Annotated in this window: 16 protein-coding genes and 1 other RNA gene; 10 read left to right on the forward strand and 7 right to left on the reverse strand. The window is 64.5% G+C overall.

The window, feature by feature from the left end; genetic code table 11:
* Nucleotides 1-4 precede the first annotated feature (4 nt).
* The 7 genes from I6F16_RS07795 to ssrA all read right to left on the reverse strand — a co-directional run bounded on the left by I6F16_RS07795 (nucleotide 5) and on the right by ssrA (nucleotide 5,538).
* Nucleotides 5-1,876, reverse strand: a complete 1,872-nt coding sequence (locus I6F16_RS07795; RefSeq protein WP_225114694.1) for a ferrous iron transporter B — start codon at nucleotides 1,874-1,876, stop codon at nucleotides 5-7.
* A gap of 36 nt (nucleotides 1,877-1,912) precedes the next feature.
* Entirely contained in the window at nucleotides 1,913-2,188 is a 276-nt protein-coding gene (locus tag I6F16_RS07800) for a FeoA family protein (protein ID WP_036006563.1), read from the reverse strand.
* A gap of 115 nt (nucleotides 2,189-2,303) precedes the next feature.
* On the reverse strand, nucleotides 2,304-2,555 hold the full coding sequence (locus I6F16_RS07805) for a ribbon-helix-helix domain-containing protein (protein WP_025038043.1): 252 nt from the start codon (nucleotides 2,553-2,555) through the stop codon (nucleotides 2,304-2,306).
* Nucleotides 2,552-2,740: a DUF4169 family protein gene (locus tag I6F16_RS07810; RefSeq protein WP_036006566.1), complete on the reverse strand. Its 189-nt coding sequence runs from the start codon at nucleotides 2,738-2,740 to the stop codon at nucleotides 2,552-2,554. Before I6F16_RS07810 ends, I6F16_RS07805 begins: the two co-directional genes overlap by 4 nt.
* Nucleotides 2,741-3,015: 275 nt before the next feature.
* Nucleotides 3,016-4,449: a class II fumarate hydratase gene (gene fumC / locus I6F16_RS07815; RefSeq protein WP_036006596.1), complete on the reverse strand. Its 1,434-nt coding sequence runs from the start codon at nucleotides 4,447-4,449 to the stop codon at nucleotides 3,016-3,018.
* Nucleotides 4,450-4,537: 88 nt separating this feature from the next.
* Nucleotides 4,538-5,056: a ClpXP protease specificity-enhancing factor SspB gene (locus I6F16_RS07820; RefSeq protein ID WP_036006568.1), complete on the reverse strand. Its 519-nt coding sequence runs from the start codon at nucleotides 5,054-5,056 to the stop codon at nucleotides 4,538-4,540.
* Between the two features lie 115 nt (nucleotides 5,057-5,171).
* Nucleotides 5,172-5,538: a transfer-messenger RNA gene (gene ssrA, locus I6F16_RS07825) on the reverse strand.
* 601 nt (nucleotides 5,539-6,139) lie between these two features.
* Between ssrA and I6F16_RS07830 the strand changes: the two genes are divergently transcribed.
* The 10 genes from I6F16_RS07830 (at nucleotide 6,140) to I6F16_RS07875 (ending at nucleotide 15,635) form a co-directional block, all read left to right on the forward strand.
* Complete coding sequence (locus tag I6F16_RS07830; RefSeq protein ID WP_036006570.1) at nucleotides 6,140-6,901, forward strand: tripartite tricarboxylate transporter TctB family protein; 762 nt, start codon at nucleotides 6,140-6,142, stop codon at nucleotides 6,899-6,901.
* Between the two features lie 7 nt (nucleotides 6,902-6,908).
* Entirely contained in the window at nucleotides 6,909-8,423 is a 1,515-nt protein-coding gene (locus tag I6F16_RS07835) for a tripartite tricarboxylate transporter permease (protein ID WP_036006571.1), read from the forward strand.
* A 138-nt stretch (nucleotides 8,424-8,561) separates the two neighbouring features.
* Nucleotides 8,562-9,542: a tripartite tricarboxylate transporter substrate binding protein BugD gene (locus I6F16_RS07840; RefSeq protein ID WP_036006574.1), complete on the forward strand. Its 981-nt coding sequence runs from the start codon at nucleotides 8,562-8,564 to the stop codon at nucleotides 9,540-9,542.
* A 173-nt stretch (nucleotides 9,543-9,715) separates the two neighbouring features.
* Complete coding sequence (locus I6F16_RS07845) at nucleotides 9,716-10,510, forward strand: thymidylate synthase (protein ID WP_225114695.1); 795 nt, start codon at nucleotides 9,716-9,718, stop codon at nucleotides 10,508-10,510.
* 6 nt (nucleotides 10,511-10,516) lie between these two features.
* On the forward strand, nucleotides 10,517-11,002 hold the full coding sequence (locus tag I6F16_RS07850; RefSeq protein WP_036037448.1) for a GNAT family N-acetyltransferase: 486 nt from the start codon (nucleotides 10,517-10,519) through the stop codon (nucleotides 11,000-11,002).
* Nucleotides 11,002-11,511, forward strand: a complete 510-nt coding sequence (locus I6F16_RS07855; RefSeq protein ID WP_109144932.1) for a dihydrofolate reductase — start codon at nucleotides 11,002-11,004, stop codon at nucleotides 11,509-11,511. Before I6F16_RS07850 ends, I6F16_RS07855 begins: the two co-directional genes overlap by 1 nt.
* Nucleotides 11,512-11,664: 153 nt before the next feature.
* Nucleotides 11,665-12,801, forward strand: coding sequence for an FtsH protease activity modulator HflK (gene hflK / locus I6F16_RS07860; protein WP_036006585.1), 1,137 nt, complete (start codon nucleotides 11,665-11,667; stop codon nucleotides 12,799-12,801).
* Complete coding sequence (locus tag I6F16_RS07865; RefSeq protein WP_109144931.1) at nucleotides 12,798-13,694, forward strand: protease modulator HflC; 897 nt, start codon at nucleotides 12,798-12,800, stop codon at nucleotides 13,692-13,694. The genes hflK and I6F16_RS07865 overlap by 4 nt, the downstream gene beginning before the upstream one ends.
* A 72-nt stretch (nucleotides 13,695-13,766) precedes the next feature.
* Nucleotides 13,767-13,973 carry a DUF2065 domain-containing protein gene (locus I6F16_RS07870; RefSeq protein WP_025038031.1) on the forward strand — a complete coding sequence of 69 codons (207 nt, stop codon included), beginning with the start codon at nucleotides 13,767-13,769 and terminating at the stop codon, nucleotides 13,971-13,973.
* A 144-nt stretch (nucleotides 13,974-14,117) separates the two neighbouring features.
* The gene (locus I6F16_RS07875; RefSeq protein WP_225114696.1) at nucleotides 14,118-15,635 is read left to right on the forward strand and encodes a Do family serine endopeptidase; all 1,518 of its coding nucleotides are present in this window, start codon (nucleotides 14,118-14,120) and stop codon (nucleotides 15,633-15,635) included.
* The last annotated feature ends 94 nt before the right edge of the window (nucleotides 15,636-15,729 follow it).

The following is a 15,729-nucleotide window of genomic DNA, read 5'->3' on the forward strand; positions in this document are numbered from 1 at the left end:
AGGGCTACCCCGCCCCCAGCGCGACGGCGACGTTGTACGTCACGAGGCTCGCCGCATAGGCCAGCACCAGCATGTAGGCGAAGGTGGCGCCCATCCAGGCCCAGCTGCCGGTCTCGCGCCGGATCACGGCGAGCGTGGAGGCGCATTGCGGGGCGAAGATGTACCAGGCCAGCATCGACAGCGCGGTGGCGAGCGACCATTTTGTCGCCAGCACCTGGCCGATCTGCTCGACCGCTTCGTTGCCGCCCTCGATCGCATAGACGGTGCCGAGCGCCGCGACCGCGACCTCGCGCGCCGCCATGCCCGGGATCAACGCCACCGCGATCTGCCAGTTGAAGCCGACGGGGGCGAGCAGGGGCTCGAGCGCCTTGCCGATCATCGCCGCCAGGCTGAACTCGATGGCCGGCCCGGTCGCGCCCGCGGGCGGCTGCGGGAAGGAGGCCAGGAACCAGATCAGCACCATCATCGAGAAGATCGTGGTGCCGGCGCGCTGCAAGAACATCCTGGCGCGGGTGTAGATGCCGATCACGATGGATTTCAGCCGCGGCATCTTGTAGTCCGGCAGCTCCAACATGAACGGCGCCGGCACAAAGTCGCGCAGCATGAAGAACTTGATCACGAACGAGACCAACAGCGCGCTGATGATGCCGGCGGCATAGAGGCCGAACATCACGAGGCCCTGCAGGTTGATGAAGCCCCAGACGTCTCTGGCCGGGATGAAGGCGGAGATGATCAGCGTATAGACCGGAATGCGCGCCGAGCAGGTCATCAGCGGCGCGATCAGGATCGTGGTCAGCCGGTCGCGCTTGTTGTCGATGACGCGCGTCGCCATGATGCCGGGAATGGCGCAGGCAAAGCTCGACAACAGCGGAATGAAGGCGCGGCCGTGCAGGCCGGCGCCGCCCATGATGCGGTCCATCAGGAACGCCGCGCGCGCCATGTAGCCGAAATCTTCCAGGAGCAGGATGAACAGGAAGATGAGGATGATCTGCGGCAGGAACACGATGACGCTGCCGACGCCGGAGATCACGCCGTTCTGCAGGAAGCTTTGCAGCAAGCCGTCGGGCAGGGTGGCCTGCACCAGCTCGCCGAGCGAGTCGAACCCGGACTTTAGCAGCTCCATCGCCGGCTGCGCCCAGGCGAACACCGCCTGGAACATCACGAACAGGATCAGCGCGAGCACGATCAGCCCGCCGACCGGATGCAGCACGATCGCGTCGATCCGTGCGGTCCAGGTGTCGGGGCGAGCAGGCAGGCTGACGCAGTCGGCGATGATGCGATCGGCCTCGCGTTGGGTGGCGCGCAGCTCGGAGACGCTGAGCGCGCGCCAGCTGTTCTCCACCGGCTCGGCGGCGAGCTCCGCGGAAATCTCGTCGGTCAGCTTGAGCAGGTCGGCCGTGCCGCCCTTGCGCACCGCGATCGAGGTGACCACGGGCACTCCGAGCTCCTTGGCGAGCCGCTTGACGTCGACCGTGATGCCGCGGCGGCTTGCGATGTCGAACATGTTGAGCACGAGGATCATCGGCCGCCCGGTGCGCTTCAGCTCCAGCAGCAGGCGGATGGTCAGGCGCAGATTGGTGGAATCGGCGACGCACAGCACGAGATCGGGCAGGGTCTCGCCGGAGGCCTTGCCGAGCACGAAGTCGCGGGTGATCTCTTCGTCCGGGCTGCGGCCGCGCAGCGAATAGGTGCCGGGCAGGTCGACCACGGAGACCTGGCGGCCGAGCGGGGTGACGAAGAAGCCTTCCTTGCGCTCGACCGTGACGCCGGGATAGTTCGCGACCTTCTGCCGGCTGCCGGTCAGCGCGTTGAACAGCGAGGTCTTGCCGCTGTTGGGCGTGCCGACCAGGGCGAGATGCAGCAGCGGTGCTTCCATGGGATCAAGGGCCTGGGGGCAGATTGTGGTCGCGCGTCAGGCGACGATGATGGCCATGGCTTCGCGACGGCGGACCGCGATCGTGGTGCTGTCGACCCGCACCGCGATCGGATCGCGCCCGACCAACCCCTCATGCAGGATCTCGACCCGGGCGCCCTCGACGAAGCCGAGTTCGATCAGGCGGCTCTCGAGCTCGACGTCCGAAAGCGCCGAGCCAGCCTCTTTGGCGGCAAGGTGTTGGATGACGCCGGTATAGCCGCGCTGGGCCAGACCCAGCGGCATGTGCGAACGCGTATCAGTGGTGTCGGTCATGCCCTGTATTTTCAACGCCGGGCATTGAGGTCAAGCGTGCCCGCGCGCCGAAGCTGCACCTTAGAGCGATTTTAAAGTGCAGAGACCGGGGCGCCGTCGCGGGCGCCCCCGACGGCTACTGGGCCGGGACCTTGTCCGGCTGGGCGGCCATGGCGCGGCTCTTGAAGTAGTCCAGGACGAACAGACGGATCGCCGACGACAGATTGCCCTGCTGGCGGTTGTTGTCGATCTCGCCGACCAGCTCGGACAACGTCATGTTGCGCAGGCCGGAAATCTCTTTCATGCCGTTCCAGAACGCCTCTTCCAGGCTGACGCTGGTCTTGTGGCCGGCGACGACGATCGATCGTTTCACGACCGGCGACTTCATGGCTGCTCCTCGCGATCGATCCGGTGCTGGTCCAGATTCTCCTTGGCCTGGTCCGCCCGCTTCGCCTCGGACGACCGTTCCGCCTTCGTGCGCCCGAACTTCGCCCGGTTGGCGTCCGCCTGCTTCGCCGAGGCTTCCCGCTCGACGCGCTTCCTGAAACGATTCAGGTTGATGACGTTCCCCATGCCGCGTCTCCATCATCCGCTCCTCTTCAGGCAGGATGAAACATTCAGAAACAGGGCGCCACATTGCGCCGCAGAAGACTTGATCGCCATTCGCTCGTCCTCGTCAATCGGCCCTTGGGCCATCAAACGATGAATTTCGCCCCGTCGAGGGCAGTGGAGCTGCGTAACACGCCGCCCCGCCGCAACATTGACGGTAATCAAATCCCGCCCCCAAAACCGCATATTTTTGGGCGCCGAGCGTCCGTATCATTACGGATGGCTATCGGAATTCGGAATCATCCCGGGCTGATCATCTTCTCAGCGCGCACCAGGCGGTCGAACTCGTCGGCCGAGACGAAGCCGAGCCGCAGCGCCTCCTCCTTCAGCGTGGTGCCGTTGGCGTGCGCCGTCTTGGCCACCTTGGCGGCGTTGTCGTAGCCGATCTTCGGAGCCAGCGCCGTCACCAGCATCAGCGAGCGCTGCATCAGCTCCTTGATGCGCTTCTCGTCGGCGCGGATGCCGCTGACGCAATGCTCGGTGAAGGAGCGCGCGGCATCCGCCATCAGGCGGATCGAATGCAGCATGTTGTAGGCCAGCACGGGCTTGTAGACGTTGAGCTCGAAATGACCCTGGCTGCCGGCGACCGTGATCGCGGTGTGATTGCCGAACACCTGGCAGCACACCATGGTCATCGCCTCGCACTGGGTCGGGTTGACCTTGCCCGGCATGATCGAGGAGCCGGGCTCGTTCTCCGGCAGGATCAATTCGCCGAGGCCCGAGCGCGGGCCGGAGCCGAGCAGGCGGATGTCATTGGCGATCTTGAACAGGCCGGTCGCGACCGAATTGATGGCGCCGTGCGCCAGCACATAGGCATCGTTCGAGGCCAGCGCCTCGAATTTGTTGGCGGCGCTGGTGAAGGGGAGCTTCGTAATCCCGGCAACGTGCTTTGCGAACAGCTTGGCAAAGCGCGGCTTCGAGTTGAGACCGGTGCCGACGGCTGTGCCGCCCTGCGCCAGTGGATAGAGGTCCTTCACCGCGATCTTGAGCCGGGCGATGCCGCTTTCGACCTGCGCGGCATAGCCGGAGAATTCCTGACCGAGCGTCAGCGGCGTCGCATCCTGGGTATGGGTGCGGCCGATCTTCACGATCTTCGAAAACTCCCTCTCCTTCTTGCGCAGAGCGCGCAGCAGCTCGCCGAGGGCAGGGATGAGATCGGCATTGATGCGGCTTGCTGCGGCGATGTGCATCGCGGTCGGGAAGGAGTCGTTCGACGACTGGCTCATGTTGACGTGATCGTTGGGATGCACCGGCTTCTTGGCGCCGAGCTCGCCGCCGAGCAGCTCGTTGGCGCGGTTGGCAATCACCTCGTTGAGGTTCATGTTGCTCTGGGTGCCCGAGCCGGTCTGCCACACGACAAGCGGAAAATGGTCGTCAAGTCTGCCTTCGATCACCTCGCGCGCAGCGCGGATGATGGCGTTGGCACGGCGCCGATCGAGCAGGCCGAGCTCGAGATTGGACTGCGCGGCGGCGAGCTTGACCATGCCGAGTGCATGCACGAGTGAGATCGGCATGCGGTCGGTGCCGATGCGGAAATTCTGGCGCGAGCGCTCGGTCTGCGCCCCCCAATAGCGGTCGGCGGCGACCTCGATGGGACCGAAGCTGTCGGTCTCGGTGCGGGTTGCGGGGCGGGCAGTCTTCGAGCGGGACGCTTTGGCCATGAGCACATCCATTCTGCCGCGCGAAACGCCGCGCGGCCTGTTCATGTGCTCTTCTATATAGACAGTTGGCCGGGCGCGATGGCTCTGCGCCCAACCTAGATCATTTCTTGCGGAAACGATCGAGCCGCACGACCTCGGCGCCGCCCTGGCTCGGCGGCGGCGACTCGTCGGCAGCTTCCGGCTTCTCCGCGGCAGGTGCCGGGACCGATACGGCCGATGGCGCGGGTGCTGCCGGCAGATTGTCCGGCGCGACCTCGGCGACGTCGGAGGTGTCGAACTGGAGGCCGAACTTCACGGACGGATCGAGGAAGCTCTTGATGGCACTGAATGGCACCACCAGCCGCTCCGGAATGCCGCCAAAGGACAGGCCGACCTCGAAACGATCCTCGAGCACGGTCAGGTCCCAGAACTGGTGCTGGAGGATGATCGTCATCTCCTCCGGATATTGTGCGAGCAGCCGCGGCGAGAGCTTCACGCCTTCGGCCTTGGACACGAAGGTGATGAAGAAATGATGCTCGCCCGGCAGGCCATGGGCTGCGGCATCGGTCAGCACCTTCCGCAGCACGCCGCGCAGCGCATCGCGGGCCAGCACATCGTATCGGATATGATCGGTCGCCATGGTGGTCCTGTTGCATCCAAGCAGCCGAACCCTGCCGATCCGACTCGCCAAGTCGCAATAGTACCGCGCCTGACGGGCGAGCAGGAGTCCCCGCCGGGGAAGAATCAAAGAGTAAAGTGGAGGCTTCTGTTGCCAGGTGCCTCCGAACCCCGCCTAGCGGAGCTTAACCCGCTAGGACTTTAGAGTGGTCTTTCAAACTGCGTTACGCAGCCTGAGCAACCGGAGCAAAGTTGTCGTTGGCAACTATTGCAGTAGCCCGATAACGGCGGAACAATACCGGGAAAAAGTACGCCCTTTACGCCCTCGTCGATCCTATTTCGCCCCCGCCAAAGCCCAGCTTCGGGCACGCCCGATGGTGGGCTTTGGTGGAGGCGCCGGGTACCGCCCCCGGGTCCGAATGGTTTATTGCGACGACCGTTTATTTCCATAGCCGGCGAACCGGCACCCCCAATATAGGGGGCAAAGCTTTCGAAAAACAGAGGGTTGGAGGCGCGATCCCGCGGTTCCCTTTGGACAGGCTTCGGAGTGCCGGGCCTATCGCGGCTCTGGCCTTTGCCAGAGGTCGCCAGCCCGATGTGCCGAATCCTTGCGCATAATGAAACGCTGCTGCTCCAGCGAACGGACAATGTCAGTCTCAGCGACGTTCAATTTCCTGCGGCGGAAAGTAGCAGCGTGACGAGCCGCAAGCCGACTAGGCGCTGATCTCCACTTCGGCCCGATCTCGCTCTTCGCCGTCGCCGCTGCGCCGGCAGTGCGCGAGACCCACTGCACCGCGGTTGAGGCGAAGCACCAGAGGCCGACCAGGACACCGGTCCGACCTCGCAGGACTTGCCAGGTCCGAACGCTTATCGTGACGTTAATCGGGCCGATCCAGCAATTGCTGCACTGCGCCTGACCGCGATGGTTGCAGTGGTCGCGTCCATCTCGCGCATCAATCCCCTCTGGCTTTTGCTTGCCGCGGCGTGTTGGGTTTTGCTGGCATTGTCTGATGAAAATCGCTAGGCAGTGATCCGGGCGGGTATCCAGTTCCAGCCGATTTAGAACAACAGTGCTCGTGACTTACAGGTCGCGGAGGAGACAGGCATGGCCGACACGATGGGCCACTCAGCGACGGCCACCCGAAACACCCGGGTGGCGCTCGGCTTTTGTCTGCTGGCGATTGCGCCGCAGATTTTCGAATTGATCTGGTCGATCGGGACGATTTTCGGCTGGGGGACCGGCCGCGGTCCGGCGGCGGTCGTCACCGGTCATGCGACGGCGCTGCTGGCCGGCGCGCCGAGCGCCCTCTTCGGATCATTCGGCGGCGGCGCCAAGAAGATGTCGTCCGAGGTGCTGCTGGCGCTGATCTATTCCTATCCGCTGTTTGCGGTGGCGATCCTCACGCTGTTTATGACCATCCGCTCGGCGCAAGATTATGTCGGCGGCGTCGTGCTGATGGCCGTTGCCCTGTTTGCGCTGTGGGCATCGAGCGATTTGCAGGGCATGCGTGGCTTCTCCTTCGGTGCGGGCACTGCGCCACGTATGTTCGGCGGGCTGCTGGTTGCCCTGTCTGCCGGCATCGCCTTGACCGGCCTGATCACGGAGGGACCGGCGCTTGCGCATTATTCCTGGCGCGGGCCGCTGTTCGTGGTGGCGGCGATCCTGTTCTTCGCCCTGTCGATCCGGTCCCTCGGTCTCGTTGTCACGGCCTTCTCGAGCTTCATGATCGCGGCGACGGGCTCGCACGAGACGCGCTGGCTGGAAGCGGTGATCGTCGGCGCCTGCCTGACGGTCGGCTGCGCAATCCTGTTTCCCTATGTGCTCGGGCTGCCGATGCCGATGTATCCGCGTTTCCTGATCCAGTGAGGGCGTGATGGATATCTTTGCCAATCTTGCTCACGGCTTCGCCGTCGCGTTCACCCCGATCAACCTGTTGATGTGCCTGATCGGCGCCCTGGTCGGAACGCTGGTCGGCGTTCTCCCTGGCATCGGCACCATCGCCACCGTCGCGATGCTGCTGCCGATCACTTTCGGGCTGCCGCCGGTCGGCGCGCTGATCATGCTCGCCGGCATCTATTACGGCGCGCAATATGGCGGCTCGACCACGTCGATCCTGGTCAACATACCCGGTGAGGCGACATCGGTCGTGACCGCCATCGACGGTCACCAGATGGCCAAGCAGGGCCGCGCCGGTCCGGCGCTCGCGATCGCCGCGATCGGCTCGTTCTTCGCCGGCTGCGTTGCGACCATCCTGATCGCACTGCTCGGCGCACCGCTGACGAAACTCGCGCTGGCGTTCGGCCCGGCCGAATATTTCTCGCTGATGGTGCTCGGCCTGATCTTCGCGGTGGTGCTGGCCAAGGGCTCGGTGCTGAAGGCGATTGCGATGATCGTGTTCGGACTGCTGCTCTCAATGGTCGGTTCGGACATCGAGACCGGCGCCTCGCGCATGGCCTTTAACATTCCCGAGCTCGCCGACGGTCTCGGCTTTGCGACCGTGGCGATGGGCGTATTCGGCTTTGCCGAGATCATCCGCAACCTCGACCACGGCGCCGAGATGAACCGCGATCTGGTGCAGCAGAAGATCACCGGACTGATGCCCACCAGGAAGGACCTCGGCGATGCGACGCCGCCGATCCTGCGCGGCACCGTGCTCGGCTCGATCCTCGGCATCCTGCCCGGCGGCGGCGCGGTGATCGCGTCCTTCGCGGCCTACACGCTCGAGAAGAAGCTCTCAAAGACCCCGTCCCGGTTCGGCCGCGGCGCGATCGAGGGCGTGGCGGGGCCGGAGAGTGCCAACAATGCCGCGGCACAGACCTCGTTCATTCCGCTGCTCACCCTCGGCATCCCGCCGAACGCTGTGATGGCGCTGATGGTGGGCGCGATGACCATCCACGGCATCGTGCCCGGTCCGCAGGTGATGCAGAAGCAGCCGGATCTGGTCTGGGGCATGATCGCTTCGATGTGGATCGGCAATCTGATGCTGATCATCATCAACCTGCCGCTGGTCGGAATCTGGGTGCGGCTGTTGCGCGTGCCCTATCGGCTGATGTTCCCCTCGATCGTGATCTTCTGCGCGATCGGCATCTATTCGGTGAACAACGCGCCGGTCGACGTCATCCTCGCGGGCGTCTTCGGTCTCGTCGGCTATTGGCTGATCAAGCACGATTTCGAGCCGGCGCCGTTGCTGCTCGGCATGGTGCTAGGACCGCTGATGGAGGAGAACCTGCGCCGGGCGCTGCTGATCTCGCGTGGCGACTGGAGCGTGTTCCTGACGCGCCCGTTGTCGGCGGTGCTGCTTGCGGTCGCGGCAAGCCTGCTCGTCCTTACGGTGCTACCTGTATTGCGCGCCAAGCGCGACGAGGTGTTCACTGAGTCCGAGAACTGAGGTCGTGCGCGCCGAGTCGGCTCGGTCCTGCGTCGGCGCGCCGCATTCGGAAGTCGAATCGACTTGTGTTACGGCTTTGTGAAATGGAAATGCCGGCCTTTGGGCCGGCATTTTATTGTGTCCAAAGGGAGGATCGCCATGACGTTCATTCGCGCGCTTACAGGCGCATGTGCAGCAGCGATAGCATCGCTGGGCGCCTTCATCGCAACGGCTGAGGCGCAGACCTATCCGACGCGCAACATTACCGTGATCGTCCCGTTCGCAGCCGGCGGGCCGACTGACGTGATCTCACGCATCGTCACCGGGCACATGGCGCAAACGCTGGGGCAGAGCATCATCATCGAGAACGTGGTCGGTGCCGGCGGCACCACCGCCACGACGCGTGCCGCGCGTGCGGCCAACGATGGCTATACGCTAATCACCGGGCATATGGGCACGCATGCCGCCTCCGTGCCGCTCTATCCGAAGCTGGCCTATCACCCCGAGAAGGACTTCGAGCCGATCGCATTGCTGGCCGGCACGCCGATCCTGATCCTGGCGCGCAAGGACTTTCCGCCGAAGGATCTCAAGGAGTTCGTCACCTATGTGAAGGCGAATGCCGAGAAGGTGAATGCCGCGCATGCAGGCGTCGGTTCGGTTTCGCACGTCTCGTGCGAACTCCTCCACTCCATCCTCGACATCAAGCCCGTCGGCGTGCCGTTCAACGGCACGGGACCTGCGATGAACGCGCTGGTGGCGGGTCAGGTCGACTACATGTGCGACCAGATCGTCAACGCCGTCCCGCAGATCAATGCCGGCACCATCAAGGCCTATGCGATCGCCACGGCCGAACGAAACCCGTCGCTGCCGAACGTGCCGACCACGGCGGAAGCCGGCCTGCCGGCATTCCAGGCTCAGGCCTGGAACGCGATGTTCGCGCCCAAGGGAACCTCGCCCGCGATCGTGGCAAGCGTGAACGCCGCCGCCGTCAAGGCGCTCGACGACGAGACGGTGAAGAAGCGCCTGCTCGAGCTCGGCAGCGTCATCCCCGCGCCGAAGGACCGAACCCAGGAGGCGCTGGCGACCCTCGTCAAGAGCGAGATCGCGAAGTGGAGCCCGGTGCTCAAGCCGGCGAATTAAGCGAAGGCGATCAAGGCGCTAGGCGAGGGGCGGAACGCTGAGTTCCGCCCCTTGCTGTTTGTGCCGGGAACACTCACTTTTCCGGGTATAATCGACGGCGACAGCGAATCGCCGCTGTCGTAGCGCGGGGGGTGTCGTTAAGTTCGCCGCCTCCCCAAAGGCTCAGTCGCAACATGCACCAGTATCAGGACCTGCTCGAGCGGATTCTTTCCGACGGCGCCGAGAAGACCGACCGGACCGGCACCGGCACGCTCTCGGTGTTCGGCCACCAGATGCGCTTCAATTTGTCGGCCGGCTTCCCGATGCTGACGACCAAGCGGCTGCCGCTGAAGGCGATCGTGCATGAACTGCTCTGGTTCCTGAAGGGCGACACCAACATCAAATATCTGCGCGACAACGGCGTCACCATTTGGGACGAGTGGGCGGACGCCAATGGCGATCTCGGCCCGGTCTACGGCCATCAATGGCGCTCCTGGCCCACGGCCGACGGGCGCAGCATCGACCAGATCGCCAATGTCATCGACATGATCAAGCGCACGCCTGATTCCCGCCGCCTGATCGTCACCGCCTGGAATCCGGCCGACGTCGAGAAGATGGCGCTGCCGCCCTGCCACCTGCTGTTCCAGTTCTATGTCGCGAACGGCAAGCTGTCCTGCCAGCTCTATCAGCGCTCGGCCGACGTGTTTCTCGGCGTGCCCTTCAACATCGCCTCTTACGCGCTGCTCACCATGATGGTCGCGCAGGTCACAGGCCTGAAGCCCGGCGACTTCGTGCACTCGCTCGGCGACACTCATCTCTATTCCAACCATCTGGAGCAGGCGAGGCTGCAGCTCAGCCGCGCGCCGCGCGCGCTGCCGGTGATGCGGATCAATCCTGAGGTAAAGGACATCTTCTCTTTCCGCTACGAAGACTTCGAGCTCGTCGGCTACGATCCGCATCCGCACATCAAGGCGGAAGTGGCGGTCTAGCGCCCTATGTCGCTCACCATCCGCCGTGCACGGCCCGAGGAGGCCGGGCTCGTTCTCTCCTTCATCCGCGAGCTCGCCGAGTACGAAAAGCTGTCGCACGAGGTGGAAGCGACCGAGGCTGACATCGCCGACGCGCTGTTCGGCGAGAGGCCGCAGCTCTATTGCGCGATCGCGGAGTGGAACCGTGAGCCGGTCGGCTTCGCGGTGTGGTTTCTCAATTTCTCCACCTTCAGCGGCCGTCACGGCATCTATCTCGAAGATCTCTATGTGCGGCCGTCACATCGGGGCAAGGGCCTCGGCAAGGCGCTGCTGGCCTATCTCGCCAGGGAATGCGTCGACAACGGCTGGTCGCGCCTGCAATGGGCGGTCCTCGACTGGAACGCACCCTCGATCGCGTTCTACAAATCGATCGGCGCGGTCATGATGGACGACTGGACGCTGTGCCGGGTCACCGGGCCTGCGCTGACCCAGCTTGCCGGGAGCTCTGCCTGATGGAGATCGTCTTCGTCGTCGCCATCGCAGAGAATGGCGTCATCGGCGCGGGCAATGCGATGCCGTGGCGATTGAAGTCCGATATGGCGCGCTTCAAGGCGCTGACGATCGGCAAGCCTGTGATCATGGGCCGCAAGACCTTCGAGACCCTGCGCCGGCCGCTGCCGGGCCGCACCAACATCGTGGTCACGCGCGATCCGGCCTATCGCGCCAATGGGGCCATCGTCACGACATCGCCAGCGGATGCGGAGGCAGTCGCGCGCGGCGACGCTCTGCGGCGTTCGGTCACTGAGATCGCGGTGATCGGCGGCGCCGAGATCTACCGGCAATGGCTCGGTCGTGCCGATCGTCTCGAGATCACCGAAGTGCACGCGCGCCCAGAAGGGGACACGCATTTTGAAATCGACAAGGCGGAATGGGACGAGGTCGAACGCATCCGCCATCCGGCCGGCCCCGACGACAGCGCCGACCTGTCCTATGTGACATATCGTCGGCGGCGCGGCCATTAACCGCTTTTGCCAATGTTTACATTGACTTTTTCGTGCCCGAGCATAGCTCGGAAGACGGTCAGGGCTGCGTTGTAAGGGACTTGCCTGTCGCCTATAAAGCCGGACCGGACAAAGCGGGCGGTGGCAATTCCACCCTGCCGAGGAGAACGTCGAATGCCGTGGAAGAATCAGGGCGGTGGCCCGTGGGGCTCGGGTCCAAAGGGACCGTGGGGCTCAGGCCCGCAACCGGTCGGGCCGAGGCCGCCGGATCTGGAAGACCTTCTGCGGCGCGGCCAGGACCGCCTCCAGCAGATCATGCCGGGCGGTTATTTCTCCGGCATCGGCATCACGCTGATCATCCTGCTGATCGTCGCATTCTGGCTGCTGTCGGGCTTCTTCCGCGTGCAGTCCGAAGAGCTCGGCGTGGTGATGCGTTTCGGCAAGCACGTCCGCACCGTGCAGCCGGGTCTGAACTATCATCTGCCTTATCCGATCGAGACCGTGCTGCTGCCGAAGGCGCTGCGCGTCAACACCACCTCGATCGGTATGACGGTGATCGAGGATCCGGCGCGGCGCGGCCGCTCCATTCGGGACGTGCCGGAAGAGAGCCTGATGCTGACCGGCGACGAGAACATCGTCGACGTTGATTTCACCGTGCTCTGGCGCATCAAGCCGGACGGTGTCGGTGATTTCCTCTTCAACATCCAGAACCCCGAGGGTACCGTGAAGGCGGTCGCCGAGAGTGCGATGCGCGAGGTGATCGGCCGGTCTCAGATCCAGCCGATCCTGACCGGAGCGCGCAACGTCACAGAGCAGAACGTGCACGAGCTGATCCAGAGGACTTTGGACAGCTATGGTGCCGGCATTCAGATCACCCAGGTGCAGATGCAGAAGGTCGATCCGCCCGCGCAGGTGATCGACGCCTTCCGCGACGTCCAGGCGGCCCGCGCCAATCAGGAGCAGCTGCAGAACGAAGCGCAGACCTATGCCAACCAGGTTGTCCCCCAGGCGCGTGGACGCGCGGCCAAGATCCAGCAGGATGCCGAAGGTTACAGGGAACAGGCTGTCGCCGAGGCCAAGGGCCAGAGTGCACGCTTCCTGAAAGTTTACGAGGAATACAAGAAGGCGCCCGACGTGACGCGTGAACGGATCTACCTGGAGACGATGGAGCGCGTGCTCGGCGGGGCCGACAAGCTCGTCTATGACGGTGGCCCCTCGGGCCAGGGCGTCGTGCCCTATCTGCCGCTTCCCGAACTGGCGCCAAAGCGGCCACCTACGACCGGTCCGCAGTCCAGCGGAGGCACCCGATGAAGTCTCCGGTCACAGGTTTTGTCACGCTGCTCTCCCTCCTGTTCGTCGTGATCGTCGGCTATATGTCGTTGTTTACCGTGCAGCAGACCGAGCAGACGATCGTGCTCCAGTTCGGCAGGCCGGTCGACGTCGTCACCGCGCCCGGCCTGCACTTCAAGGCGCCCTGGAACTCGGTGATCAACATCGACAAGCGGATTCTCGATCTGGAGAACCCGTCGCAGGAGGCAATCGCCTCCGACCAGAAGCGGCTCGTGGTCGACGCCTTCGCGCGCTACCGCATCAAGGACGCACTGCGCTTCTATCAGAGCGTCGGCTCGATCCAGGCCGCCAACATCCAGCTCACCACGCTCCTAAACGCGGCGCTGCGCCGCGTGCTCGGCGAGGTCACCTTCATCAACGTGGTGCGCGACGACCGCGAGAAGCTGATGCTGCGCATTCGCGACCAGCTCGACCGCGAGGCCGATGGCTACGGCATTCAGGTCGTCGACGTCCGGATCCGCCGCGCCGACCTGCCGGAGCAGAACAGCCAGGCGGTCTACCTGCGCATGAAGACCGAGCGTGAGCGCGAGGCCGCCGAGTTCCGGGCACAGGGTGGGCAGAAGGCCCAGGAGATCAGGTCCAGGGCCGACCGCGAGGCGACCGTCATCATCGCTGAGGCCAATTCGCAGGCTGAGCAGACCCGTGGTGCGGGCGATGCCGAACGCAACCGCCTGTTTGCAGAAGCCTACGGCAAGGACGCCGACTTCTTCGCGTTCTACCGGTCGATGACGGCCTATGAGAACGGGCTGCGTTCGAACGATACCCGCTTCCTGCTCCGGCCGGAGTCGGATTTCTTCCGGTACTTCGGTAGCCCCTCCGGCAGGACGCCTACTGAGACGCAGGCGAAGCCGTAAGCCAGACAAAGGGCGGCGGATTTCGCCGCCCTTCGTCCAGACAAGAACAGCATAGCGGGAGGTTCCATTCCGATGAGGTCCATTGCGTTCGCCGACTTCCTCATCGGCCTAGGCATCCTGTTCGTCCTCGAAGGCTTGATGTTCGCGGCCAGTCCAAACTGGATGCGCAAAGCCATGAAAAGCGCCATCGCCACGCCGGACAACATCCTGCGGGCGGTCGGGATCGGCTCGGCCGTGGCCGGCCTGGTCCTGATCTGGGTTATGCGGCGCCCGATTTAGGCCTTCGGCTCAACGCCAAAGTGAAGGCGCCAGACTGGTTTTCGCCGTATTATCGGGCTCTTGAGGCCCGTTAAGCTCCGCGCTTGCGCCGTGCCCCCGTTCGAGCGCAGTCTGGCGCCGAATCCCTTTTGCCTGGAGATCACAATGACTGCTGCCACCATTGCCCCGTCCCGCTCGCGCCGCCGCGCGCGATTTGGTGTTCGACTTGGGCTGGTTGCGCTCGCCATCGGTGCTTGCGGCGCGTTTGGCGCGCCGGCTCATGCGCGTGGACCGGATGGCATCGCCGACGTCGCCGAGAAGGTGATCGACGCGGTCGTCAACATCTCGACCTCGCAGAACGTCGAAGCCAAGGGCGGGGGCAGCAACTCGATGCCGCAGCTGCCGCCCGGTTCACCCTTCGAAGAGTTCTTCGACGATTTCTTCAAGAACCGCCGAGGGCCCGGCGGCGGCAGCAAGGGCGGCGAGAACAGCGCGCCGCGCAAGACCAATTCGCTCGGAAGCGGTTTCATCATCGACACCGCGGGCGTCGTCGTCACCAACAACCACGTCATTGCGGACGCCGACGAGATCCACGTCATCCTCAACGACGGCACCAAGATCAAGGCCGAGCTGGTCGGCGTCGACAAGAAGACCGATCTCGCTGTGCTCAGGATCAAGCCGACGAAGCCGTTGGTCGCGGTCAAGTTCGGCGATAGCGACAAGCTGCGCCTCGGCGACTGGGTGGTCGCAATCGGCAATCCCTTCAGCCTGGGAGGCACGGTGACTGCCGGCATCGTCTCGGCCAAGAACCGTGACATCTCCTCCGGGCCGTACGACAGCTACATCCAGACCGACGCATCCATCAACCGCGGCAATTCCGGCGGCCCGCTGTTCAATCTCGACGGCGACGTCATCGGCGTCAACACGCTGATCATCTCGCCGTCCGGCGGCTCCATCGGCATCGGCTTTGCCGTGCCGTCGAAGACGGTGGTGGGCGTCGTCGACCAGCTCCGCCAGTTCGGCGAGCTGCGCCGCGGCTGGCTGGGCGTGCGCATCCAGAGCGTCACCGACGAGATCGCCGAAAGCCTCAACATCAAGCCCGCGCGGGGCGCGCTGGTCGCCGGTGTCGACGACAAGGGCCCGGCCAAGCCCGCCGGCATCGAGCCCGGCGACGTCGTCGTCAAGTTCGACGGCAAGGACGTCAAGGACCCGAAGGACCTGTCCCGCGTCGTCGCCGACACCGCGGTCGGCAAGGAGGTCGACGTCGTCATCATCCGCAAGGGCAAGGAAGAGATCAAGAAGGTCACGCTCGGCCGCCTGCAGGATCCGGACAAGGTGCAGGCGGCGGTGAGGACCGACGAGCCGGCGCCGGAGAAGCCGGTGACGCAGAAAGCGCTGGGCCTCGATCTTGCTACGCTGAGCAAGGATCTGCGCACGCGCTACAAGATCAAGGACAGCGTCAAGGGCGTGGTCGTCACCAATGTCGACACCAATTCGGACGCCGCCGATAAGCGTCTGTCCGCCGGCGACGTCATCGTCGAGGTGGCGCAGGAGGCGGTGTCGAGCGGCGCCGACATCCAGAAGCGGGTCGATCAGCTCAAGAAGGACGGCAAGAAATCGGTGCTGCTGCTGGTCTCGAACGGCGAGGGCGAGCTGCGGTTCGTCGCGCTGAGCGTGCAGTAGTGGGCGCTGTTCGCGCCACATTCAACTGTCATGCCCCGCGAAGGCGGGGCATCCAGTACGCCGCGGCTTCTCGGTTCTAGCTTCGCTGCCTCTG

This window comes from Bradyrhizobium sp. IC4060 (genome assembly GCF_020193715.1).
In the GTDB taxonomy this organism is placed as follows: domain Bacteria; phylum Pseudomonadota; class Alphaproteobacteria; order Rhizobiales; family Xanthobacteraceae; genus Bradyrhizobium; species Bradyrhizobium yuanmingense.